The 22,684-nt window shown below is 36.3% G+C and carries 25 protein-coding genes and 1 pseudogene; 16 read left to right on the top strand and 10 right to left on the bottom strand.

Annotation, left to right across the window (positions count from 1 at the left end):
- Positions 1-8: 8 nt before the first annotated feature.
- From CDOM16189_RS01960 to flaG, 4 genes are read right to left on the bottom strand one after another with little or no spacing between them, the layout of a single operon-like run.
- Positions 9-239, bottom strand: a complete 231-nt coding sequence (locus CDOM16189_RS01960; RefSeq protein ID WP_169973935.1) for a hypothetical protein — start codon at positions 237-239, stop codon at positions 9-11.
- The gene (gene fliS, locus CDOM16189_RS01965; RefSeq protein ID WP_169973937.1) at positions 232-600 is read right to left on the bottom strand and encodes a flagellar export chaperone FliS; all 369 of its coding nucleotides are present in this window, start codon (positions 598-600) and stop codon (positions 232-234) included. Before fliS ends, CDOM16189_RS01960 begins: the two co-directional genes overlap by 8 nt.
- A gap of 13 nt (positions 601-613) precedes the next feature.
- Positions 614-2,401: a flagellar filament capping protein FliD gene (gene fliD, locus CDOM16189_RS01970; RefSeq protein WP_169973939.1), complete on the bottom strand. Its 1,788-nt coding sequence runs from the start codon at positions 2,399-2,401 to the stop codon at positions 614-616.
- A gap of 1 nt (position 2,402) precedes the next feature.
- Positions 2,403-2,774 carry a flagella length regulator FlaG gene (gene flaG, locus CDOM16189_RS01975; RefSeq protein ID WP_169973941.1) on the bottom strand — a complete coding sequence of 124 codons (372 nt, stop codon included), beginning with the start codon at positions 2,772-2,774 and terminating at the stop codon, positions 2,403-2,405.
- Between the two features lie 125 nt (positions 2,775-2,899).
- On the opposite strand from flaG, the gene CDOM16189_RS01980 reads away from it, so the two are divergent.
- The 15 genes and pseudogenes from CDOM16189_RS01980 to CDOM16189_RS02050 all read left to right on the top strand — a co-directional run bounded on the left by CDOM16189_RS01980 (position 2,900) and on the right by CDOM16189_RS02050 (position 15,977).
- Positions 2,900-3,244, top strand: a complete 345-nt coding sequence (locus CDOM16189_RS01980) for an ornithine carbamoyltransferase (RefSeq protein ID WP_169973943.1) — start codon at positions 2,900-2,902, stop codon at positions 3,242-3,244.
- Entirely contained in the window at positions 3,241-3,813 is a 573-nt protein-coding gene (gene rsmD / locus CDOM16189_RS01985) for a 16S rRNA (guanine(966)-N(2))-methyltransferase RsmD (protein WP_169973945.1), read from the top strand. The genes CDOM16189_RS01980 and rsmD overlap by 4 nt, the downstream gene beginning before the upstream one ends.
- 51 nt (positions 3,814-3,864) lie before the next feature.
- Positions 3,865-4,917, top strand: a complete 1,053-nt coding sequence (locus CDOM16189_RS01990; RefSeq protein WP_169973947.1) for a flagellar basal body P-ring protein FlgI — start codon at positions 3,865-3,867, stop codon at positions 4,915-4,917.
- 77 nt (positions 4,918-4,994) lie between these two features.
- Positions 4,995-5,213 (top strand): annotated as a pseudogene (locus tag CDOM16189_RS01995) (rod-binding protein); the annotation flags it as partial.
- Positions 5,214-5,264: 51 nt separating this feature from the next.
- Positions 5,265-5,468 (top strand): flagellar biosynthesis anti-sigma factor FlgM, encoded by a 204-nt coding sequence (locus CDOM16189_RS02000; RefSeq protein ID WP_169973952.1) that lies wholly within the window; start codon positions 5,265-5,267, stop codon positions 5,466-5,468.
- Positions 5,469-5,502: 34 nt separating this feature from the next.
- Positions 5,503-5,937, top strand: coding sequence for a flagellar export chaperone FlgN (flgN, locus tag CDOM16189_RS02005; RefSeq protein ID WP_169973954.1), 435 nt, complete (start codon positions 5,503-5,505; stop codon positions 5,935-5,937).
- 3 nt (positions 5,938-5,940) lie between these two features.
- Entirely contained in the window at positions 5,941-7,800 is a 1,860-nt protein-coding gene (flgK, locus tag CDOM16189_RS02010) for a flagellar hook-associated protein FlgK (RefSeq protein ID WP_169973957.1), read from the top strand.
- On the top strand, positions 7,800-8,558 hold the full coding sequence (locus CDOM16189_RS02015) for a TIGR02757 family protein (RefSeq protein ID WP_169973959.1): 759 nt from the start codon (positions 7,800-7,802) through the stop codon (positions 8,556-8,558). The genes flgK and CDOM16189_RS02015 overlap by 1 nt, the downstream gene beginning before the upstream one ends.
- Before the next feature lie 105 nt (positions 8,559-8,663).
- Positions 8,664-9,200 (top strand): superoxide dismutase family protein, encoded by a 537-nt coding sequence (locus tag CDOM16189_RS02020; RefSeq protein ID WP_169973961.1) that lies wholly within the window; start codon positions 8,664-8,666, stop codon positions 9,198-9,200.
- A gap of 149 nt (positions 9,201-9,349) precedes the next feature.
- Entirely contained in the window at positions 9,350-10,111 is a 762-nt protein-coding gene (locus CDOM16189_RS02025; RefSeq protein WP_169973963.1) for a TSUP family transporter, read from the top strand.
- 116 nt (positions 10,112-10,227) lie between these two features.
- Positions 10,228-10,932 (top strand): F0F1 ATP synthase subunit A, encoded by a 705-nt coding sequence (locus CDOM16189_RS02030; protein WP_169973965.1) that lies wholly within the window; start codon positions 10,228-10,230, stop codon positions 10,930-10,932.
- Positions 10,933-11,096: 164 nt separating this feature from the next.
- On the top strand, positions 11,097-12,515 hold the full coding sequence (gatB, locus tag CDOM16189_RS02035) for an Asp-tRNA(Asn)/Glu-tRNA(Gln) amidotransferase subunit GatB (RefSeq protein WP_169973967.1): 1,419 nt from the start codon (positions 11,097-11,099) through the stop codon (positions 12,513-12,515).
- A gap of 1 nt (position 12,516) precedes the next feature.
- The gene (locus tag CDOM16189_RS02040) at positions 12,517-13,425 is read left to right on the top strand and encodes an NAD(P)H-dependent glycerol-3-phosphate dehydrogenase (RefSeq protein ID WP_169973969.1); all 909 of its coding nucleotides are present in this window, start codon (positions 12,517-12,519) and stop codon (positions 13,423-13,425) included.
- A gap of 39 nt (positions 13,426-13,464) precedes the next feature.
- Positions 13,465-14,526 (top strand): glycoside hydrolase family 3 N-terminal domain-containing protein, encoded by a 1,062-nt coding sequence (locus CDOM16189_RS02045; protein ID WP_249321466.1) that lies wholly within the window; start codon positions 13,465-13,467, stop codon positions 14,524-14,526.
- A gap of 137 nt (positions 14,527-14,663) precedes the next feature.
- Positions 14,664-15,977, top strand: coding sequence for an amidohydrolase (locus CDOM16189_RS02050; RefSeq protein ID WP_169973972.1), 1,314 nt, complete (start codon positions 14,664-14,666; stop codon positions 15,975-15,977).
- 284 nt (positions 15,978-16,261) lie between these two features.
- Here CDOM16189_RS02050 and CDOM16189_RS02055 read toward each other — a convergent pair whose 3' ends face one another.
- The 6 genes from CDOM16189_RS02055 to rarD all read right to left on the bottom strand — a co-directional run bounded on the left by CDOM16189_RS02055 (position 16,262) and on the right by rarD (position 21,168).
- Positions 16,262-17,542, bottom strand: a complete 1,281-nt coding sequence (locus CDOM16189_RS02055) for a dihydroorotase (protein ID WP_169973974.1) — start codon at positions 17,540-17,542, stop codon at positions 16,262-16,264.
- A gap of 2 nt (positions 17,543-17,544) precedes the next feature.
- The gene (locus CDOM16189_RS02060; RefSeq protein WP_169973976.1) at positions 17,545-18,474 is read right to left on the bottom strand and encodes an aspartate carbamoyltransferase catalytic subunit; all 930 of its coding nucleotides are present in this window, start codon (positions 18,472-18,474) and stop codon (positions 17,545-17,547) included.
- A 145-nt stretch (positions 18,475-18,619) separates the two neighbouring features.
- Positions 18,620-19,135, bottom strand: coding sequence for a hypothetical protein (locus CDOM16189_RS02065; protein ID WP_169973978.1), 516 nt, complete (start codon positions 19,133-19,135; stop codon positions 18,620-18,622).
- 9 nt (positions 19,136-19,144) lie between these two features.
- Entirely contained in the window at positions 19,145-19,642 is a 498-nt protein-coding gene (locus CDOM16189_RS09765) for a CPCC family cysteine-rich protein (protein ID WP_211436548.1), read from the bottom strand.
- Positions 19,643-19,783: 141 nt separating this feature from the next.
- Positions 19,784-20,242 carry a hypothetical protein gene (locus tag CDOM16189_RS02075; RefSeq protein WP_169973980.1) on the bottom strand — a complete coding sequence of 153 codons (459 nt, stop codon included), beginning with the start codon at positions 20,240-20,242 and terminating at the stop codon, positions 19,784-19,786.
- Positions 20,243-20,277: 35 nt separating this feature from the next.
- Positions 20,278-21,168, bottom strand: a complete 891-nt coding sequence (gene rarD, locus CDOM16189_RS02080; protein WP_169973982.1) for an EamA family transporter RarD — start codon at positions 21,166-21,168, stop codon at positions 20,278-20,280.
- A 170-nt stretch (positions 21,169-21,338) separates the two neighbouring features.
- Here rarD and CDOM16189_RS02085 point away from each other — a divergent pair, with 170 nt between their 5' ends.
- On the top strand, positions 21,339-22,679 hold the full coding sequence (locus CDOM16189_RS02085) for a class II 3-deoxy-7-phosphoheptulonate synthase (protein WP_169973984.1): 1,341 nt from the start codon (positions 21,339-21,341) through the stop codon (positions 22,677-22,679).
- Positions 22,680-22,684: the final 5 nt, after the last annotated feature.

Raw genomic sequence — 22,684 nt, forward strand, 5'->3', positions numbered from 1 at the left:
AAATCGATTTACTGCCATATGTAGTTTCTAGCGTCTTTTAATTTTTTTAGTTCCAGACTCAGTTTTTCCAATCTTTTTTGTATGATTTCTTCTGCGTCTTTAGTTAGTGTCGCAACTTCTTCTAGCTCTTCTATGCTATCAAAAATCAATGGAGCGTTTTGGATAAGTCTTTCTATAGACTCCTCATCTTCGTTTAAGACCGCTATTTTAAACTCGTTTAGCCATATAGTCTCAGGCATTGCTTTCTTTCCAAGCCTCAAGAAGTTGCTTTACTACACTTACTACCTCATCCAGATTTTTTTCATCGTTTGTTATATTTGCCTGTGAAAGTAGCTGAATTTGTCTAGTGTAAATTCCGCTAAGATAATGAGCAACGTTTCCTTGAGAGTAGTCAAGCGAATTTAAAAGCTCGACAAAAATCGCATTTGCTCTGTTTATAAAGTATACTTTTTTCTCGACATCTTTATTTTGCATAGATTGTCTAGCTCTAAAAATAAATCTTAAAATTCCTTCATATAGCATCTCTATCAGTTTTTGTGGAGACTCTATGCCTCCGACTGCGTTTTGAGAGTATGCTGCGTAAGCTGCGCTATTCATCATTATTTTTCCATTCTTATTTTTTAGATTTTAGCTCGGCATCTATCATTGATTGCAATGTAGAAAACTGATTTTGAAGCTTATTGATCATATTGTCATAGGCTAAAAATCTTTGAGCCATCATGTCGTATTTAGTATCAAGATCTTGTGTCGCTTTTAACCTATCTTTTTCAAGCTTCTTTTTTTCTTCTATTAAATTTTGATTATATATAGTCAATGTTCCATTTTTACCCACTATATTATCTAGTTTTGAATTCAAAGATGAGAATACCCCATCAGTCCTTGTCTCTTTTGATGTTAAATTCATAGCGCTTAAACCAAAGCCCTCAAGCACATCAGCTTTGCCTTGAATATTTATAGCTGTTCCGTCTGTGCTTTTTAAAACGATTCTGTCTTCAGCTTTATTCAAAGTGGCTTGGACACCTACAATACTAGCTTCGTTTATAGCCTTCAAAAGTGCTAAGGCGTTTTCTTTTGATGTATTTGTACTAGGAGTGGTTAAGGTTATTTTGTTTCCGTTAATTATAAAATCATCGTTTGATACACTTATTGCGCCGCTATTTATGGCTTTACTGCTCGCTGTTTGTATGGTGCTATACATACTAGATTTTGCGAATAACTTTTTGGCATCGTCTAAATTTTCGGATAGCTTTGAGCTTAATTTTAGGCTATTAAGTTCCAGCAGTCCATCTTTGGTTAATGTTATGCCAAAATCAGTTATATTGAGGTTGCTGCTTTTTGATTTTATAGCTACAGAAAAAGATCCTGAATCATGCATAGAACGCATAGATATATTGTCTTGCTCTCCTATCGTTTTTGTAGTGAATAAAAGCCTATTTATAGTAGATTTTATGCTTGTTATCTCGTTAATTCCCTGAAAAGTTCCTGCATTATTTGTATCGCTGTTGTAGTCAGTTGCTATATCAAGATTGTTCACTAGACTATTATATGTTTTTACTAAATTTTCTATCTCTTTTTTTATGTCAGAAGTATCTTCTTTGACACTAAAAGTTGTTTTTCCCACTTCTTTTAGTGTCAAATGCAAGCCTATTGATAGATCTTTAATGTTGTTAGAATCTCTTTTTACCGTTATACCATTATATGTAAATTCGGAGTCTTGCGCTGTAGATATTTTGTTGCTATTTACATTTGCACTATCCCAACCCAGAGCTTCTAATATATAATTTGCATTATCTAGCTCGTTTCCGCTTGAATCTTGGGTAGAAAATTCTATCTTATTGCTAGCTCCGGTATCTTTTGATTGCAAAATTAGCTGATACGGCTTATCTCCTCCGACTTTTAGAATTTTAGCTTGAACATAGCCACCAGTGGCATCTGTTATTTTTGCTGCCAACTCTTCGTAGGATGTAGATTGCTTAAGATCTATTTTATAATCTACATTGTTAAATTTGATTACAAAAGAGCCCTCTCTAGCCGCAAACGATTCAGGGCTTATAAATTTTTTACTTTGATATATATCTCTTGCCGCAAGTTGTTTCACATCTATATCCATATCTTGCAAGCCAACACCTGCGCTTACGCTTAGATCCGCACTTTTACCATTTGTATTTACGCTTCTTTTTAAGAACATAGCCTCATCGCTAAGTGCAGAAACAGATGATTTAAACGAACTTATTAGTGTTTTAATAGCGGATAGATCTTTTTGCTTTGTTACGTTTTTTTCCATCTTGTGTGTTATAGGATTGATTATACCGGCTTTATCCGCCGATTTTAATTTGTCTATAACATCTTGAGTTAAAACGTTACTTCCAAGTCCAAGAGAAGAAATTTTTCCAAACCCCATCTTAGCTCTCCTTATCGAATAGTACTCCGACTGCCTCTCTAAAATATTCACTAAGTTTCATTACTTGCTCGCTTGGAATTTTTCTTATTATTTCGCCTGTTTTCATCTCCATTACGTTAACGTAAAGAAAATTTATCTTGTCATTGTAAGCAAAACGTATATTTGTATCCAGCGCTTCCATCTGTCTATTTAGTTTTTCCGTGGCTTCGTTTAGCTTTTTGACTAGATCTTCATTGTTTTGCTCTGTTTGATTTTCGACAATATTTGGTTGAATTTGTGTTTGCTCAACTTCCCTTGTTTGAGGCTGTGAATGTGTGTTGCCTGTTGATAGAGCCGTATTTATCGGCTGACTTGCAACTTTGAAAATTTCCATATTTTCTCCTTATAAATATACTACTTTGTTATATCGGCTATATCTAAAATTTCTTTATACTATATAGTTAATTAAAATTTACGCTTAAATTTGTTAAGATTTTGCTTAATTTATAAGGAATGTATATGAAAATTTCATTTGACTGTGATTGTATTTTGCTTGAAAATTCGCTTAAATTATTTTTGAAAGATTATGTAGTGCATAAAAAAGATTGTGATTTTATAATATCTGATAGAAAGATCGAGAGCAAAAAACCCGTATTTATTATATCTTCGAATTCTGCTCATTTAAAAATCCCATTTACTAAAGAGATGCTTTTAAATACACTTGAGGAATTTTACTCAGCCATTCAAATCCCAAATGTCGGCACTAAGCAAATGGCTCAAAATTTAGATATTGAGCATGAAATTAGCATCCTTATAGATAAATTTAAAAAAGATCTTATGAATCTTATAAAGCTTTATAGATGAAAAAACTTTTTAGTACAATTTCAAGCGGTAAATTTAAAGGCAAAAAGCTTCTTTTGCCATCTCTTGATACTACAAGAAGCACTAAAAGTATAGTCAAGGGCTCATTTTTTGATAGCATTAGGTATGATTTAAGGAATAAAATTTTCATAGAGGCATTTGGTGGAAGCGCTCTTATGGCGGCTGAAGCGCTTAGTAATGATGCCAAAAGCGCAATCGCAATAGAACTTGATAAAAATGCTTTTAAGATAGCGCGAGAAAATGCAAAAAATATAGATGAGTCAAATTTGGAGATTCTTAATGGAGACACCTTTGAGCTTACTCTTGAAATTTTAAATAGACGAGATTTAAAAGATGTTATCTTATATCTTGACCCACCATTTGATATTAGGGAGGGATTTGGTCAAATTTATGAAAAGTGTATAAATTTGATAAGAAATTTAGACAAAAAACGAATTTATATGGTCGTAATAGAGCATATTAGCAGCTATCAATTTCCTGAAGACATTGGAAAATTTACTCTTCAAAAATCAAAGAAATTCGGAAATACAACTCTTACATATTATTCATAAATTTTTGGAATATTTATTGCTTTTATCCTTTTAAAATAAAAAAGGATTGCAATGAAGCTAATTTCATCGATGTTGCTTGCTTTATCTCTCGGTGCTTTTGCAAATGCCGCACAGATTAAAGACATAGCAAATGTCGTAGGAGTAAGAGAGAACCAACTCATAGGCTATGGATTAGTAGTAGGGCTTAATGGTTCAGGGGATGGTTCAAGCTCGGAATTTACGATTCAATCGCTTTCAAATATGCTTCAAACAGTAAACGTAAAGATAAGTCCGGATGATATCAAATCCAAAAATACGGCTGCCGTTATAGTTACGGCAAAGCTTCCGGCTTTTGCAAGACAGGGTGATAAGCTTGATGTAACCATATCATCCATTGGCGATGCTAAAAGTTTGCAAGGCGGAACACTTCTTATGACCCCGCTAAAGGGCGTTGATGGAGATATATATGCTTTGGCTCAAGGCTCTCTTACCATAGGTGGCAAAAGTCAGGGTAGAAATTCAGGAAATCACGCAACGGCTGGAACTATCTTTGGTGGAGCTTTTGTGGAGCGTGAGATAACCTATGATATATATAATCAAGAGGCTATATTTTTAAGCCTTAAAGAGTCAAATTTTAGTACCGCTTCAAATATACAAAACGCTATAAATTTAAAAGTAGGCGGTGAAACTGCAATAGCAATTGATCCAAGAACTGTTAAGATAAATAGACCAAATGGCGTTAGCATGGTTGAATTTTTGGCTCAAGTTTTAAATATTGACGTCGAATATAAGGCGCTTGATAAAGTCATAATAGACGAAAAAACAGGCACTATAGTAAGCGGAGTAAATGTTACAGTTGATCCTGTTGTGATAACACATAAAGAAATTACTATAAAAATTGAGCCAAATTCTTATTATGATGCCGGAAATGCAGCGATTGACCTGCAAGACGGAATGGCGTTGGATGCAAATGCAAATATGCTAAAGGTTAGTGGCGAACGCACAACTATAGCAAGCATAGCAAGGGCTCTAAGCAAGCTAGGAGCTAGTCCGAGCGACATAATAGCAATAATAGAAAATTTAAAAAGAGTTGGCGCAATACACGTTGATTTGGAGATAATATAATGAATATAGACAACCAATTGGCTATAAGCGCATATAATAATATAGCTACAAATTCGATCACAAATAGAAGTAAAAGCGAAAACGATAAGCTTTTAAAAGAGCAAACCGATGCCTTTGAAGCGTTTTTAGTTAAAAGCGTGTTAGATATTGCCTTAAAGGACGAAAATCCTCTATTTCCAAAAGATGCCGGAGATAAAATTTACTCGTCTATGTATAACGATACTATGAGTAAGGCTTTGAGCGGAAATTTAGGATTTAGTGAATTGCTATTTAATTTTTTAAAGGAGAGGGCTTAAGTATTTAAAAAATATGCCGATTTAGCAATAAATATATTTAAAGGTATGAAAATGCTAGGTTCAATCGGCGTAAAAGCTGGGGTTAGCCCGAGCCAACTTTCACCTAACAGTGAAGTTAAAAAGAATGAAAATAAAGAGAACATCCAGGATAAAAGCGAGAACAAGGTAGCTAAAATAGCTGAGTCTATCGCTAATGGAACTTATAAGATAGATCTGTCAAAGACCGCACGCGCTATTGCAGATGAGATTATCTAATAAGCTTTTGTCCTTGATGTAAAAAAGGACAAAAATGCTTAAAAAATATTTACAAGAGGCTATAAGCGTGCTTGATGAGCTTATAGCCGTAACTACGCAAGATATAAATAACATAAAAGAAGCTAAGCACTCGACAGTCGAAGAGAGTGTAAATAAAAAAAATCAACTCGTAAAGAAATTTGAAGCTACAAAATCAATGCTTGATAAGGAGCTTGTTAGAGTTTCAAAAGAGCATAATAGCACCGATTTGGCAAGTATTTTAGATGATGACATAAAGTCAAATTTGGTAAAAATGCGTGGCAAGCTTGAAGAGCTTCACGAAAAAAACAAAGAATACGCAAAATATGTTGTGGTTGTTAAAGAGTTTTTTGATAGCTTGGTTTCTAATATGTTTCAAAATAAAAACGATAGCAATGGATATTTTAAGAGTCAGCCGACTCCTGAAAGTCTATTTAAAGCAAGGGTTTAAAAGATGGCCGGTAGTATTTTTTCATCTTTACATATAGGTATAAGTGGGCTTGATGCTGCTCAAATGCAGATAACAACAACAGGTCACAATATAACAAATGCAGATAACGAGCACTATACAAGACAGCGTGTGGTTCAGTCAGCTAGAGAGCCAGAACATAGCATACCAGGAGATGTCGGTAGAGGAACTCAGGTAGATACTATAATAAGAGTTCATGACGAATTTACATTTACTAGGCTAAGAAGTGCCGGAAGTAATCTTGAATTTTCCGAATACAAAAAGAGAATGCTTGAGGAAATTTCAAAGAGATTTCCCGATTTGCAAAGCGTAGGAATAGGTCGCGATATACAAAATTATTTTGATGCATGGAATAAATTTGCTTCAAATCCTACTGAAGCTTCTCAAAAGATACATCTATTAAATTCAGCCTCAACTCTATCAAAGAGTATTCAAGATAGCGTAAAGATGCTATATAAAATACAACAAGACGTGAATTCTCAAATAGAAGTTACTGTAAATGAGATAAATAAATACGCAAAAGAGATATCTGAGATAAATAAGCAGATAATGCGCGTGGAATCGATAGGCACAACTAGAGCCAATGACCTTAGAGATAAAAGGGATCAGTTAGAGCTTGCAATCTCAAGGCTTGTAAACGCGACTGCATTTAAAGGCGAGCTTCAAGGCAGAGCAGATATAGATCCTACTGTTACCGATACAGGCGCAAAATATAATCTAAATATTTCTGGATTTACTATAGTAGATGGTGTGACATTTCATCCTCTTGCTCTAGATAGCTCGGCTAATAAATTTGACTTTAACAATATCTATTACGAAAGAGAAGATGGCAAGCGCGTTGATATGGCCGGTAAGCTAACCGGAGGTAAACTTGGTGCAGCCTTGGATCTAAGAGGAAGATATATCGATGATAGTGGCGAATTTCAGGATGGAATTATACAAAAGTATATCGATAATCTAAATACTCTTGCCAAAGGCATAATAAACGAAACCAATAATATCTATTCAAAATCTGCTATAGAGGGCATCAATACCGATGAATTATCGTTTTTAGATCCATCCAGAACTCTAATGAACTTTAATGACGATATAAAACACGGAAGCTTTGATGTAGTGGTTTATAACAATCAAGGGCAAGAGGTTGCTAGAAAGAGTATAAAAATAGATGCTTCTACTACTATGAACGATCCTACGAGAGGAACTTCTATAGTAAAAGAGTTTAATGCGGATACCGACGATAACAACGACAATAACATATTAAACGACGTTAATGATTATTTTAAAGCTTATTATCAATATGATCCAGTGTCTAATAAAGGAATGTTTGGAGTTTCTCCTATTAGACATTCGGGTGAGTATAGTATCGCGTTTATTGATAAGGGAACGAATTTCCCTGGAATTATAGGCATAAATAGATTTTTTGAGGGCACAGACGCAAGGGATATGAGCGTAAAAAGTGAGCTTGCCAGTAACCCTCATAAGCTTAAAGCCTATTCAAACCCAACTCCTGGTAATAATGATATAGCAAATGAGATGGTTCAGCTCCAGTATAATAGGATACATTTCTATTCTAACAAGCATGCCGATAAAATCGAAACTATAGAAGGATTTTATAGATTTGTTACAACAGATATTGCAAGTGAAACTCAAGCCACAAATGAACTAAATGATGCAAATACGGCTATAAATAAGATTGCCATGAGCGAACATCAGTCTATTAGCGGAGTAAATTTAAATGAAGAGCTTACGAATTTGATCCGATTTCAGTCAAGCTATGGTGCTGCAGCCAAAATAATAACTACGGTAGAGAAGATGCTGGATACTCTACTTACTCTTAAACAATAATGGATTTAAAAGAGCTTCTTGATAGCCACGTTCTTAGTAAAAACACCAAGGACGGGCTTTATAATGCGGATGATCCGCTTCAGGTGGCAACTATTTACAAAGAGCCGAATATTGCATTGATTTGTGCATTGTTTGGATACGGCAGTGCTAAACAGATAGTTAAATTTTTAAAGTCTTTAAATTTTAGCCTTCTTGATGAGAGTGAAAAAAACATCTGTGAAAATTTGCAAAATTTTAAATATCGCTTCCAAAACACAGAGGATGTGAGGCAAATTTTTATAACTTTTTGCAGGCTTAAAAAAGATGGTGATATAGAGGCTATCGTTAAAAGCGGCTTTGGTAAGAGCGGACTCATGATAGATGGGATAAATGAACTTATAAAATTTATATATTCTTTAAATTCTTACCGTTCGGACGGATATGAATTTTTCTTTGGCAGAGCCTTTGACAGTAAGCCGATTTCTCCTTATAAACGTTACAATATGTTCATGCGCTGGATGGTAAGAGATACCGATATTGATCTTGGAATTTTTAAAAATTTACCTAAGAGCGAGCTTTTGATACCGCTTGATGTTCATACTCACAGAGTATCTTTAAGACTTGGACTTATAGATAGAAAGAGTTACGATTTTAATGCCGTTTTAGAGCTGACAAACAAACTTCGAGAATTTGACTATCTTGACCCTATTAAATATGATTTTGCTCTGTATAGAATCGGACAGAGCGGAGAGATAGATAAAATATTTCTAAAAAAATGAATATAAATCAAAAAATATATAAAAAAATTCAAATTTGATGATTTTTCTTAAGATTTGTTTACAATGTTGTGATATAGTTACGTTAACTTTTTAAAAGGAGAGTAAATGAAAAAAATTTTATTGGTAAGCGCCGTTTTAAGCGGTATGCTTTTTGCACATGAGGGTCATCAGTTCGATCCAAAGTCTCAACAACACCTAGTTATCCCTATGGAACAACTAAGCGAAAAGGGTAATATGAAAGTAGGAGAGGTGGTTGCTATAGAGACAAATTATGGTGTAGCTTTTTTTCCAAACCTAAAAGGTATTGAGGCTGGAATGCACGGATTCCATATCCACGTTAATCCTGATTGTGGAGCCACAGAAAAAGGTCTAGGCATGAAAGCTGGCGGACACTGGGATCCAACAGACGCTAAAAAACATTCATTCCCATGGGATGACAAAGGACACAAGGGTGATTTGCCTGCACTTTTTGCTGACCACGACGGCAATGCGGTTTATCCTGTGTTAGCTCCTAAGATAAAAAAACTTGACGAGCTTAAGGGACACTCTTTAATGATTCACGTTGGTGGAGACAATCACCACGATCATCCAAAGCCATTAGGCGGTGGCGGTCCTAGATTAGTTTGCGGTGTTATTAACTAATTTTTATAAATTTTAAAGATATCGATCGTTTTGATCGATATCTTCTGTTTTTATCTGTAGCTCTTATTTTTTCTTTCTTAAAAACAAATTTAATTAAAAATTTTAAAAATTTGTAATACTATTTGCCATTAATTTTTAATAGGAAATTTATGGAATTTGATTTCTTGGCTTACTGCATTTTTTTCGGAGCGGCATTTTTAGGTGGTTTTATAGATGCTATTGCAGGAGGTGGTGGGCTTATCACTCTTCCTGCTATTATGGCTATGGGAGTTCCTCCTCATATGGCGCTTGCCACAAATAAGCTTCAAGGCACATTTGGAAGCTTTACTGCGACTTTAAATTTTACTAGAAAGGGAATGATTAATTATAAAGAAGCCTTTTTGGGTATTATTTTTACTTTTATTGGAGCGGCTACTGGTGCTACTTTGATATTGTTTTTGAATCCAAAATTTTTACAAATCGTGATACCATTTTTATTGATAGCGATCTTTATATATACTATTTTTATGCCCAAAATAGGAGAGAGCGATAAGGCTTCTAGAATGAACTATAAGGTTTTTTATGTTGCCTTTGGACTTATTTTGGGATTTTATGATGGCTTTTTCGGACCAGGAGCAGGATCGTTTTGGACATTTGCAATGGTTGCTTTAATAGGTCTTAATATGAAAAAGGCTGTTGCCCATACTAAGCTTTTAAATTTTATTAGCAACGTAGTTTCTTTGGGCGTATTTATCATTTCTGGAAATATGCTCTGGATGGTTGGAATCTTAATGGGAGTAGGGCAAATTTTTGGAGCATTTATAGGATCAAATTTAGTTATTAAAAAAGAAGTTAAATTTATTAAAACCATGTTTTTGATTGTGGTAGGGGCTACTATTTTGAAGCTTTTTTACTCTTACTTTTTAGAGTGAAATTTATAATTTAACGAAATCGCCTAAACATAGAGACAAAACTTAAAAATCTTAAAAAACTTTTAACAATAATTTTGCTAAAATCACCTGAAAATTTATAAATTTAAGGTTAGCACATGGAAGAAAATTTATTTTTATTCTCTAATGTAATCGCTTCTCAATTTACAAGCGATAAGCACGTTATGCACATGTTTACTTATGCAATGCACTTTTTGTTGGCTGCTGTTATAGTTATAGCTTTTTCTAAACTTGCGGTTAAAAACATGCAACTTGTTCCGCGCGGTACTCAAAATGTTTTCGAGGCATATTTAGAGGCCGTTATATCTATGGGCAAGGATGTATTAGGAAGCGAGAGTTTAGCTAGAAAATATCTTCCTCTTGTTGCTACTATAGGATTAATAATCTTTACAAGCAACGTAATGGGTATAATTCCTGGTTTTGAGTCGCCAACTGCTAGTTTAAATATGACTCTTACTTTGGCTTTGATTGTATTTGTGTTTTATCATTTTGAGGGTATTAAGAAAAACGGAGTTATTAAGTATTTTGCTCATTTTATGGGACCTAGTAAAGCACTTGCTCCTCTTATGTTCTTTGTTGAGATCATATCGCATCTATCACGTATAGTATCTTTATCTTTCCGTCTTTTTGGAAATATTAAAGGAGACGATTTATTCTTGCTTGTTATGCTTGCTTTGGCACCTTTTATAGCGCCACTTCCTGCATACGCACTTTTGACACTTATGGCAATTCTTCAAACATTTATTTTTATGATGCTTACCTTTGTGTATCTTGCTGGCGCATTGGCAACAGAAGAACACTGATTTTAAACTTATACCGCCTAAATTTAGGCGGTATTTTTTCTTTTTTAAACACTACTATCTCTATTGCAACTTATAAAATCAACTCAAAATAACGAATTTTAGATAAGTTAAAAGAAATAATTGATAAAATATTTTCCAAAATTTAAGAAATACAAAGGTTAATTATGTTTGAAGTTGTAATTGGTCTTGAGGTTCATACCCAGCTCAATACGAAGACTAAAATTTTCTGTTCTTGCTCTACAAGTTTTGGAGATGAGCCAAATACTCATGTTTGTCCTATATGCTTAGCTCTTCCTGGAGCTTTACCAGTACTAAATAAAGAGGTTGTAAAAAAGGCCATTAGTTTCGGAACCGCTATAAATGCAACTATTAATAAAAGATCTATTTTTAATAGAAAGAACTATTTTTATCCGGATCTTCCAAAGGCTTATCAAATTTCTCAATTTGAAGTTCCTATCGTAGAAAAAGGCGAACTATATATAGATGTAGATGGAAAGAAAAAAAGAATAGGCATAAACCGCGCACATCTTGAAGAAGATGCTGGTAAAAACGTTCACGAAGGAAGTGTGAGCTTTGTGGATTTAAACCGCGCTGGAACTCCTTTGCTTGAGATAGTAAGTGAGCCTGATATGAGAAGCAGTGACGAAGCCGTAGCATACCTTAAAAAGCTTCACTCTATTTTAAGATTTTTAAATATCAGTGATGCAAACATGCAAGAAGGAAGCTTTCGTTGCGATGCTAACGTAAGTATTAGACCAAAAGGCGATACTAAGCTTTATACAAGAGTCGAGATTAAAAACTTAAATTCTTTTAGATTTATTCAAAAAGCCATTGATTATGAGGTGGAGCGTCAAAGTATAGCGTGGGAAGACGGCACTTACAGCAAGGAAGTTTGTCAAGAAACACGCCTTTTTGATACTGTAAATTTAGTAACCAAATCTATGAGAGGTAAAGAAGATAGTGCCGAATACAGATATTTTCCGGATCCTGACCTGCTTCCTGTAGAAATTCCTGATGATATGTATGATGAAGCGATTAAGATTCCTGAGCTTGCCGAGCAAAAAGTAGCTAGATATATTAAGGATTATGGAATCAAAGAAGATGATGCCAATAATCTTGTAAGCACCGTTGAGACCGCTAGATATTTTGAGGATCTAATAGATACTAAAATCTCTCCTAAATTATGTGTCACATGGGTATTAGTTGAACTTCTTGGTAGACTTAAAAACGGAGTTACTATTGAAAATTCCCCGGTTAATAGCGCTAAGATGGCAACTCTTTTAAATAGAATAGAGGACGGCACCATAAGCGGAAAGGCCGCTAAAGATGTTCTTGATTTTCTTATGGAAAACGATATAAGCGTAGATGATACTATAGAAAAATTAGGGCTTAAACAAGTAAGTGATGACGGAGCTATATTAGCTATAATAGACTCTGTTTTAAATGCAAATGCTGATAAGGTTGCCGAGTATAAAAGTGGCAAGGATAAGCTCTTTGGCTTCTTCGTAGGACAGATTATGAAAGAGGGCAAGGGTGCATTTAATCCGGCAAAAGTAAACGAGCTCTTAAAAACAAAGCTTTAAGATGAAAATAGCTGTCATTGGAGCTGGGAAATGGGGAAGCGCACTATTTCATGCGCTTTCTAGAAATAATGAGTGCGTAATAAGCTCTCGTACTGCTCGTGAAATTTCACATTTTGTGAGTGTTGATGAGGCTATGAAAGCCGAATTATTGGTTATAACTATCCCCACTCAAGCTACAAGTGATTGGCTAAAAGCAAATTTTAAAAATTACAATCAAAAAATTTTAGTAGCATCTAAGGGAATAGAGACTAAAAGTTCAAAATTTCTAAACGAAATCTATGAAGAACATACAAAAAAAGAAAACTTAGCTTTTCTTTCAGGACCAACTTTCTCAAAAGAGGTTCAAAATGAAATGCCTTGCGCTCTTGTTGTAAATTCTACAAATTTAGAGCTTGCAAGTGAGATTTCAAAACTATTTCCAAAATATATGAAAGCTTATGTTTCAGATGACGTTATAGGAGCTGAAATTTGCGGAGCTTATAAAAATGTCATAGCTATAGCCGGTGGAGTTTGTGATGGGCTTGGGCTTGGAAATAATGCCAGAGCCAGCCTTATATCAAGAGGGCTTGTGGAAATGGCTAGATTTGGCAAGCATTTTGGAGCCAAAGATGAGACATTTTTAGGGCTGAGTGGAGCGGGAGATCTGTTTTTAACAGCTTCAAGCGTTCTTTCTCGCAATTATAGAGTGGGTTTAGGACTTGCCAAAAATGAGAGCCTAAATAAGATACTAAACGATTTAGGAGAAGTGGCTGAAGGTATAGATACATCTTACGCCATAGAAAAAATTGCTAAAAAAGAGGGAATTTATACTCCTATTGTAAATGAAGTAGCTGCAATGCTAAATGGAAAAGAGATTCAAAAAAGCTTAAACGATCTTCTAAATAGAAGGCATAATTTCACTAACTTCTAATTCAAATTTGGCTTAAAGCCTCCTATGAAAGGATAAAATTTGAAAAAAATTTTAAATTTATTTCTTTGTTTTACATTTTTTAGTTGTATTTCCTTTGCAGAAGAGAGACCTACACTTCGCAAAATGATAGCCCAGATGATAATGGTTGGTTTTAACGGCTCAAGCTTGAATGATACCATGTCCGTAGTATCAGATGCAAAATATCAACGTTTTGGCGGAGTTATTGTATTCGGAAAAAATATAAGCACAAAAGACAATTTAAAAAAGATAACTTCTGCATTAAAATCAGCTCAAAGTGGAATTTTTATTGCAATTGATGAAGAGGGTGGGAATGTCACTAGATTTAATGATAAAAAAGGATTTAATACCTTTATCTCTGCCAGCGAGGTTGCCAAGACTCTTGATTTAAACGGTGCCAACGAGCTATATAAAAAGATGGCAAAGCAGCTAAAAGATCTTGGTGTAAATTTAAATTTTGCTCCCGTTGTTGATCTGCTAAATACAAATTCTCCGATAATTGCCTCAAAAAATAGAGCTTTTAGTAAAAATATAGATGAGGTTTCTTTATACGCTAATGAATTTTTAGATGCCTTTAGTGAGGTTGGGGTTTTAACGACTCTTAAGCATTTTCCTGGTCATGGTTCGGCAAAAACAGATTCACATATAGAAAAGACAGTGATAGAAAATTTTGATTATAGCGAGCTTAAACCTTATTATGATGCGATTAAAAGGGATAAGTCCAAGCTAATAATGATATCTCATATCTATTTGTTAGATAGAGATACGCAGTTTCCTGCCTCTATGTCGAATGATATCATAGGTAGTTTACTTAGAAAAGATTTGAAATTTGATGGTGTAGTCATAAGCGATGATATGTTGATGGGCGGACTCAAGGGATTTAGCATGACGCAAAAAGTTGTAAATTTCATAAATGCCGGTGGAGACATACTGCTATTTAGCGAATTTATGATAGGAGAGCGCAGAACTAGCGAGTATATTACTCAAGTGATCGTCGATGCCGTAAATTCCAAAAAGATCAAAAAAGAGCGCATAGAAGAGTCTTATGATCGCATAATTAAGCTAAAATCTGAACTTAAATAAACTTTTAAATATTTGATTAAAAAATAGTTATTTTTAAATACGATTTATTAAATTTAATTTAATTTTTAAGTTTTTAGAATTAAATTTGAGTTATAATATTCAATTAAGATTTCTAATTTAATATAAGGAGCAAAAATATGGATCATATTCAAACTAAAGTCGAAAATTTAAAAGAAGAGATGATCGCAAATAGGCGATTTTTCCACTCTCATCCGGAGACCGGTTGGTTTACGTTTTTTACTACCGCAAAGATCGCTTCGATAATGAAAGGTTACGGATATAGCCTAAAAATGGGGCGCGAGATAGTAAAGCCAGATGCCAGACAAGGGCTTGGCACTCCTGAGGCCGCGCAAAGGGCTATAGAAAGAGCCAAAAGCTTGCTAAGCAAAGAGGAGCAGGAATTCTTGCCTCTTATGGAGGACGGGCTTACAGGCGTAGTTGCGGATATCGATACGGGTAGGGCAGGCAAGATGACGGCGTTTAGATTTGATATCGACGGCGTGGATGTTACCGAGAGCAAAGATGAGAGCCATAGACCTGTAAAAGAGGGCTTTAGAGCCGATATAGACGGTATTACGCACTCCTGCGGACATGATGGACACATCACGATAGGACTTGCACTCGCAAAGATCATAGCTGAAAATTTAGATGATTTTAACGGCAAATTCAGATTTATATTCCAAACAGCAGAAGAGGGCACACGCGGTGCAGTAGGCATGGAGCCTATGGGCGTGGTTGATGATGTGGATTATCTGCTTGGTGGACATATCGGGTTTCAAGCTAAAGTAAATGCAGGCATAATTTGCGGCACCAACAAGCTTCTGGCGACATCTAAATTTGATGTTATTTTCACGGGTCGCTCAGCCCACGCCGCAGGAGCTCCGCAAGAAGGAGCTAATGCACTACTTGCAGCTGCCGAGGCTGCTATAAATATGCATGCTATCACGCGTCACGCCGATGGAGTAACTCGTATAAACGTGGGAGTTTTAAAGGCGGGAGAGGGTAGAAACGTGATCGCGCCAAACGGATTTATCGCCTGCGAAACTCGCGGAGAGACTACAGAGCTTAATGAATTTATGTTTAACAAATGTATGGATATTATTAAGGGTGTAAGCATGATTCACGGCGTGGATTACGAGGTAAAGCTTACGGGCGGTACCAGCGGCGGAGATAGTAGCAAAGAGGTAACCGAACTTTATGAAAAGGCTGCGCTAGAGTCGCCGTATATCAAAAATGAGCTTATCGTGAAAGAATTTGACTTTGGAGCTTGTGAGGACTTCGCGCACTTCATGCAAGCAGTGCAAAAAGCAGGCGGCAAGAGCGGCTATCTGATGATAGGTACAAACTTGGCTGCAGGTCATCATAACTGCTGCTTTGACTTTGATGAAAATGCCTTATTAGCCGGCGTGGATGTATTTTTACGCTCGGTTTATATGCTTAACGGCAAATGAAATTTGATTTGCAAGCCTGATGAATTTGGACTTGCAAATTTTTACTGAAATTTTGGTTTAAATTTTTGAGTATATTAGTAGTTAGATTGTCTTGCGAGCCTAATATAAAAATTTGAGTTTTATTTTTTTAATATTACTTTATAGCTCAAAATACTAACTATCTAATCTGCAACTTTGACTGAGAAAATTTTGTTTTATTGCGTGAAATTTTATAGTAGTGGAACAGAATTTACAAGCCAAGTATCAAATTTGCCTAGCTTGTAAATTTAGTCTAGTTTTTAGTTTCACGCGACTACATTAGGGAAATCAAACACTACTTTTCCGCTTTTTATCGTTTTTACGGCAGCACCTTTGAGGGTTTTGCCTATGAGTGGAGAGTTGCTTGATTTGGATTTGTTTAAATTTTTATCGTAGATATACTCTATATCAGGATCTACTATGACAAGATCAGCAAGCATTCCTTTGGCTATCACGCCTTTATCTTTTAAATTTAGCATTTTAGCTGCGTTTGTAGAGGTTAGCTCGACCATTTTTTCATAGCTTATGAGCCCATCTCTTACCAAATTTAATGTTAGCGGTATCAAAGTCTGAAGCCCTAGAATCCCAAACGGAGCCTTATCAAATTCTATAAATTTCTCATCGTCATGGTGCGGTGCGTGGTCGGTTACTATGACATCAACTAGCCCGTCTGCGATAGCCTCTCTTACGGCTTTTACGTCGCTTTTGGTTCGAAGCGGTGGTGACATCTTGAAATTTGTATCGTAGTTCATAAGCTCATCTTCGGTGTATGTAAAGTGGTGCGGCGTAACCTCGCAAGTGACGTTTATGCCCTCATCGCGAGCTTGTTTAATGAGCTTTAGCGACCACTCTGAGCTGACGTGGGCTATGTGGATATGTCCGCCTGTTAGCTTTGCAAGAAGCAGGTCGCGCGATACCATGATCTCCTCTTGCTCTCTTGGCATGCCTTTTATACCTAAAATCGCCGAGACTCGCCCCTCGTTCATATGTCCGCCGCGGCACAGCGAGCAGTCTTGCGAGTGGTTTATCACAAACGAGCCAAAGTGCTTGGAGTATTCAAGCGCATATCTCATCACGTCGCTGCTTGCTACGGGTAAGCCGTCATCGCTAAAGGCAACTGCACCTGCGTTTATCATATCGCCCATTTCTACGACTTTGTTTCCGCCCATGCTCTTTGTGATGGCGCCTATGGGAAGCAGGTCGATAAGCCCTCTTGCCTTTGCTTTGGCGATCATATCGCGAGTGATTACGGCGTTATCGTTGATAGGGTTTGTGTTTGCCATAGGAAGGCAGGTTGTGACGCCTCCGGCGACCGCGCTTTCGCTGCCTGAGTTTATATCGTCTTTATACTCAAGACCCGGGTCGCGAAAATGCACGTGCATGTCGATGAGTCCAGGCATCACAAGCTTGCCGTTTGCGTCTATTACGGTGTCTGCCTTTGGCTCATCGGTGGTGATATCAGCGATCGTTTCGCCATCTATTAGGATATTTGCTTTTTTTGTTTCGTTAAAATTTACTATGGTTGCGTTTTTTATAAGCGTTGTCATCTTTAGCCTTGTTTGTTTGAGATTAGAGTGTGAAGGATCGCCATTCTTACGGCAACTCCGTTTTCGACTTGATTTAGTATGTGAGTGTAGCGCGGATCATCGGCTACGTCGGAGTTTATCTCTACTCCGCGGTTTATGGGACCTGGGTGAAGTATCATCACGTCATCTTTGGCAAATTTCATCTTAGCCCTAGTAAGACCAAAGAAATTTGAGTATTCGCGCACGGACGGGAAGGCGATCTCGTCATCTTGGCGCTCAAGCTGTATCCTAAGCATGATGATTACGTCGGTATCTTCAAGGGCTTCTTGCATGGTTTTACAAATCCTGCAGCCAAAAGCCTCCATGCCTGTTAGCATCATAGGCGGTCCAAATAGCTTAACCTTGATACCAAGAGTTTGCATGGCGTAGATGTTTGAGCGAGCTACGCGGCTGTGAAATATATCGCCTATTATGGCTACGGTTAAATTTTCTAAATTTCCTCTGTGTTCAAGTATGGTAAAAAGATCAAGCAATGCTTGGCTTGGATGTTCGTTTAGTCCGTCGCCTGCGTTTACCACGTGAGCGTCTGTGTTTGCCGCGACAAATTTCGCAGCGCCTGAGCTATAGTGCCTAACTACCACGATATCGGTTTTCATCGCGACTATGTTGTTTATGGTGTCAATTAGCGTTTCGCCTTTTTTCGTGCTGCTTTGCGAAGAGCTAAAATTTATGGCGTCCGCTCCAAGGCGTTTGGCTGCGATTTCAAAGCTCGTTCTTGTGCGAGTGGAGTTTTCAAAAAACGCATTTACCGTCGTTTTGCCGTAAAGAGATTTTGCTTTTTTCACGTCTGAATTGTTTACAGCTTTAAACTCTTTGGCTAAATTTAAGAAGTGGTAAATCTCATCTTTGGTTAAATTTGAAGTTGTTATGAGGTCTTTTTTGGTGTAGCTCATCAAATTTCCTTGAGTTTATTAGGATAGGAGTCAATCCAAAAACGCTATAATATTATTTTTTTACTTAACTTCTTATATATTTTTCAACACTAGCCTTGAGTGCAGGAAAGTTTATTATTTTAAAATCCTAGTTCGTGCTTATGTATTAAAACCCTTGCCCTTCCACAACAAGAATTTTTGCTTCGTCGTATTTTGCGTATTCTTCATCATACTCAGGATCCCAGATCAAGCTAGGAGCGTATTTATCGTACCAAAACAAGTTATCCTTATCAAAGTCTTCTTTCATCATCTCTTGTCTAAGATAATCTATCATCTCTTCCATAGGAATATCCCAAGCTATCTCATCTCCGAATTTCATCTTTACTACTCTTGTAGGAGTATTGTGTTTTTTCTTTTTATTGTCCCACAAATAAGAAGGAGGTTCTAGTATGGCTTTTTCATCCTCGAGAATTCTTTGAAGGGCAGTTAGATATATCTCTCTAAACTCATCATCTGTAATTTCACTATGATCTTTAAGTCTGTAAAATAGTCTAAATACCCAAAGGCTATGAAGCATATCTATCCATCCTCCATAAACCTCGGTATATATTAGACCCATCTGATCTTTGGTGTACATTTTAGAAGTTAAATTTATCTTTCCGTCGAAGAGTTTGGCGTTCATGATATTCTTTTAATTTATCTCATCATCCATAGGCTCTCTTGCATTTATAGAGCCTAGCTTGCTTGAAGCTTTATACTCTTTATAGTTTTGTCTAGCCTCATTTAAAGATACTATATTTGGCTCTATTATTTTACTCGGGTTATTTATGGCTTTGGTATTATATTGCCAAAAACAAACAGGACAAACATCTTGTATTAAATTCTTATCCTCTTTATCTACTATAGTTAGATAGCCGCAGCAAGGACATTTTATCCGTTTATCTGCAAATTCTTCTTTAGTAGGAGGGCGAACATACTGCAAGAGTCTTTCTTCTTTTGCCCCTATCTTTTTATAATTTTCTTTAGCTTGATTTAAGGATACCGAATTTGGTCCTACTGATATATTAGGACGAGAATTTGAAATATTATCAAATTGCCAATGGCAAACAGGACATATATCTACACAAAAGCCGTCATTTGCATTTATATACTTCATAGTTAAATATCCGCAGCAAGGACATCTGATCAAAATAATTCCTTTTTAATAAATTATATTTTAATATACATTATCAAAAAATATCTTTAAAATAATATCTATTCTCAACTTAAAGATATAAGGCTAGAGTTTTATTTTGCCGTATCTGTATAATTATTTGTTTTTTTGTAGTAATTAATTTTGCAACTTTGCAAACTCCGCACTTAGTCTATCTCTTATCTCATCGCTCACGCGTTCGCCGTCTTTGAAATTTGCTTCGATAAGCTCATCAAGCCTATTTAGCACTTCAAACAGCTCGCTTTCCCATCTGTCAGCGTCTCTAGCTGTGTTCATGGTCTCTATAAACGTGAGCTTCTTGCTCATCTCGCTAAGGCTTTGTAAAAAGCTATCTTTAAGCTCGGCGTCCTTTAGCATATCATCGTAAAGCGCCATATTTTTAAGCTCTCTTAGCTCGTTGTTTATAAGTTCGCAAAACTCTTTGTATTTTTGCACTGAAATTTGTCTTAAATTTTCAGGAGAGTTGTTTGCTACTACTCCGCTTACATCTATGTTTTGTGTGATTTTTTGAATTTGCATATAAATAATTGCGACTACTGCAAGAGAGACTATAATAGTCATAGTAAAAATATCCATAAATTTCCTTCGCCTAAATTTAAAGCTAGATTATACTAAATTTTTGCTTTTTTATTCGCATATACTGAAGATACGCTAACGATAACAAGAGCAATCCAAATAAGTATAAAAGATACTATTTTAGCGCTATTTATCTGCTCGTTATAAAAAAATACAGCTATTAAAAGCTGCATAGTCGGAGAGATATATTGCATATATCCAATTGTGCTTAAATTTATTCTTAAGGCAGCCGAGTTAAAGAGTAAAAGCGGTATTACTGTAAGCGGTCCGCAAAGCGTGATAAAAAGTCCAAACCACGAAAAATCAAAGTGATTTTGCCCGCTCTTTGCTATGAAAAATAGCGCCGCGATAGCAATAGGCATAACCATCGTAGTCTCTACGAAAAGCCCCTCAAGGGATGGAATTTTGATACGTTTTCTAACGAGCGAATAGATAGCAAACGAAAGCGGCAGCACAACCGAGATCAACGGAAGCCCGCCTACATCGTAAATTTGGATGAAGATGGCGATAAATACGATAAATATCGCAATTTTTCCTGTGTTTGAAATTTTCTCTTTTAAAACTATTACGCCAAGAAGCATTGTTATAAGAGGATTTATGAAGTATCCAAGACTGGCATCTACTATTTTGTTTATGTTTACGGCGTAAATATAGATAGACCAGTTTAGGGCTATAAGAATTCCGCTTACAAATAATAAAATTGCTGTTTTTTTATTTAAAAACAAAGCTTTAGTCTGCGCAAACTTTTTGCCTAATTTTAGCAAGATATACAAAAACACTACCGACCAAATGATGCGATGAGATACTATCTCGGCAAATCCCAGTTCATAAAGCTGCTTGAAATATATCGGAAAAAGTCCCCAAAGTATAAAGGCGCTAAGACCGTATATCATGCCCGCTTTTGTTTCGTTTTCGTAGTTTTTCATAAAATTTACTTTTTTATTTTTTAAGGTGCATTTTATTCTTTGTGTAATTAATCAAAACTGAGAGCGTGAAAAATGTTACTTGATAGAGCTAAATTTGGCTCAAAAGCTATTTTTATTTGTAATAAAAGTTCTTTTTAGCTAAAATCTAGTTTATTTTTAAAAGGTATGATATGAATTGGACCAGAAGCTCTTGGAGAGAATATAATATTTTACAACAGCCAGTATACCCTGATTTGCAAGAGTTAAAAAGTGTAGAGGATAAATTAAAATCGCTTCCTCCTCTTGTTTTTGCCGGTGAAGCCAGAAATCTAAAAAGAGATTTGGCTAAGGTTTGCGCTGGCGATGCTTTTTTGCTTCAGGGCGGAGATTGTGCGGAGAGCTTTTTAAATTTTAACGCGAACAATATAAGAGATATGTTTAAAGTCATGCTTCAAATGGCGATAGTTCTTACCTTTGCCGGGCGTTGCCCGGTTGTAAAAGTAGGGCGGGTTGCAGGGCAGTTTGCAAAGCCTAGAAGTAGTGACTACGAAGAGGTCGGAGGCGCAAAACTGCCTAGTTACCGAGGCGATATCATAAACGGCTTTGAATTTAACGAAGCTGCGCGTGTGCCTGATCCAAAAAGAATGATAGAGGCTTATTATCAATCAGCCTCGACAATGAACCTTCTTCGTGCGTTTTCAAGAGGCGGTTTGGCTGATTTGCATGAGGTGCATAGATGGAATTTGGGCTTTATCAAAAAGCCTGAGCTTGGCAAAAAATACGATGAATTGGTTGAAAAGCTTAGTCAAACACTTGCGTTTATGGAAGCTTGCGGTATAACTTCTCAAAATGCTCCGACTATAAATCAAACCGTAGTTTATACTTCTCACGAGGCTTTGTTGCTTCCTTACGAAGAGGCTTTAACTCGCGAAGATAGTCTTACGGGAGATTGGTATGACTGCTCGGCTCACATGCTTTGGATAGGGGAGAGAACGCGCGGAATTGATGATGCGCACGTGCATTTTTTAAGCGGAGTTCATAACCCGATCGGAGTTAAGATAGGACCTAGCGTAACTAGCGAAGATGTGATAAAACTCGCTGGCAAACTAAATCCGAATAACGAAGCGGGCAGGCTAAATATCATCGTCAGAATGGGAGCTGAAAAGATAGGAGATAGACTTCCTTTGATACTTAGAGAGACTAAAAAAGAGGGGCTAAATATACTATACAGCATAGATCCTATGCACGGAAACACAGTAAAATCATCAAACAACTATAAAACTCGCGAATTTCATAAAATTTTATCCGAGGTTAAGAGCTTTTTTGAAATTCACAAAGCCGAAGGCACTTACGCAGGCGGCGTGCATTTGGAGATGACGGGACAAGACGTAACCGAGTGTGTCGGAGGCGCGTTTAATATAACCGAAAAGAGCCTTGAAAATCGCTACGAAACACAGTGCGATCCGCGCTTAAACGCAGATCAAGCACTTGAGCTTGCCTTTTTGATAGCTGATTTTGTAAAGAAAAACTAATATCC

Source organism: Campylobacter sp. RM16189 (genome assembly GCF_012978815.1).
In the GTDB taxonomy this organism is placed as follows: domain Bacteria; phylum Campylobacterota; class Campylobacteria; order Campylobacterales; family Campylobacteraceae; genus Campylobacter_A.

Bases quoted from the DNA above. Each gene is read 5' to 3' on its own strand.
- CDOM16189_RS01960 (WP_169973935.1), bottom strand. From the start codon at position 239: ATGCCTGAGACTATATGGCTAAACGAGTTTAAAATAGCGGTCTTAAAC.
- fliS (WP_169973937.1), bottom strand. From the start codon at position 600: ATGATGAATAGCGCAGCTTACGCAGCATACTCTCAAAACGCAGTCGGA.
- fliD (WP_169973939.1), bottom strand. From the start codon at position 2,401: ATGGGGTTTGGAAAAATTTCTTCTCTTGGACTTGGAAGTAACGTTTTA.
- flaG (WP_169973941.1), bottom strand. From the start codon at position 2,774: ATGGAAATTTTCAAAGTTGCAAGTCAGCCGATAAATACGGCTCTATCA.
- CDOM16189_RS01980 (WP_169973943.1), top strand. From the start codon at position 2,900: ATGAAAATTTCATTTGACTGTGATTGTATTTTGCTTGAAAATTCGCTT.
- rsmD (WP_169973945.1), top strand. From the start codon at position 3,241: ATGAAAAAACTTTTTAGTACAATTTCAAGCGGTAAATTTAAAGGCAAA.
- CDOM16189_RS01990 (WP_169973947.1), top strand. From the start codon at position 3,865: ATGAAGCTAATTTCATCGATGTTGCTTGCTTTATCTCTCGGTGCTTTT.
- CDOM16189_RS02000 (WP_169973952.1), top strand. From the start codon at position 5,265: ATGCTAGGTTCAATCGGCGTAAAAGCTGGGGTTAGCCCGAGCCAACTT.
- flgN (WP_169973954.1), top strand. From the start codon at position 5,503: ATGCTTAAAAAATATTTACAAGAGGCTATAAGCGTGCTTGATGAGCTT.
- flgK (WP_169973957.1), top strand. From the start codon at position 5,941: ATGGCCGGTAGTATTTTTTCATCTTTACATATAGGTATAAGTGGGCTT.
- CDOM16189_RS02015 (WP_169973959.1), top strand. From the start codon at position 7,800: ATGGATTTAAAAGAGCTTCTTGATAGCCACGTTCTTAGTAAAAACACC.
- CDOM16189_RS02020 (WP_169973961.1), top strand. From the start codon at position 8,664: ATGAAAAAAATTTTATTGGTAAGCGCCGTTTTAAGCGGTATGCTTTTT.
- CDOM16189_RS02025 (WP_169973963.1), top strand. From the start codon at position 9,350: ATGGAATTTGATTTCTTGGCTTACTGCATTTTTTTCGGAGCGGCATTT.
- CDOM16189_RS02030 (WP_169973965.1), top strand. From the start codon at position 10,228: ATGGAAGAAAATTTATTTTTATTCTCTAATGTAATCGCTTCTCAATTT.
- gatB (WP_169973967.1), top strand. From the start codon at position 11,097: ATGTTTGAAGTTGTAATTGGTCTTGAGGTTCATACCCAGCTCAATACG.
- CDOM16189_RS02040 (WP_169973969.1), top strand. From the start codon at position 12,517: ATGAAAATAGCTGTCATTGGAGCTGGGAAATGGGGAAGCGCACTATTT.
- CDOM16189_RS02050 (WP_169973972.1), top strand. From the start codon at position 14,664: ATGGATCATATTCAAACTAAAGTCGAAAATTTAAAAGAAGAGATGATC.
- CDOM16189_RS02055 (WP_169973974.1), bottom strand. From the start codon at position 17,542: ATGACAACGCTTATAAAAAACGCAACCATAGTAAATTTTAACGAAACA.
- CDOM16189_RS02060 (WP_169973976.1), bottom strand. From the start codon at position 18,474: ATGAGCTACACCAAAAAAGACCTCATAACAACTTCAAATTTAACCAAA.
- CDOM16189_RS02065 (WP_169973978.1), bottom strand. From the start codon at position 19,135: ATGAACGCCAAACTCTTCGACGGAAAGATAAATTTAACTTCTAAAATG.
- CDOM16189_RS02075 (WP_169973980.1), bottom strand. From the start codon at position 20,242: ATGGATATTTTTACTATGACTATTATAGTCTCTCTTGCAGTAGTCGCA.
- rarD (WP_169973982.1), bottom strand. From the start codon at position 21,168: ATGAAAAACTACGAAAACGAAACAAAAGCGGGCATGATATACGGTCTT.
- CDOM16189_RS02085 (WP_169973984.1), top strand. From the start codon at position 21,339: ATGAATTGGACCAGAAGCTCTTGGAGAGAATATAATATTTTACAACAG.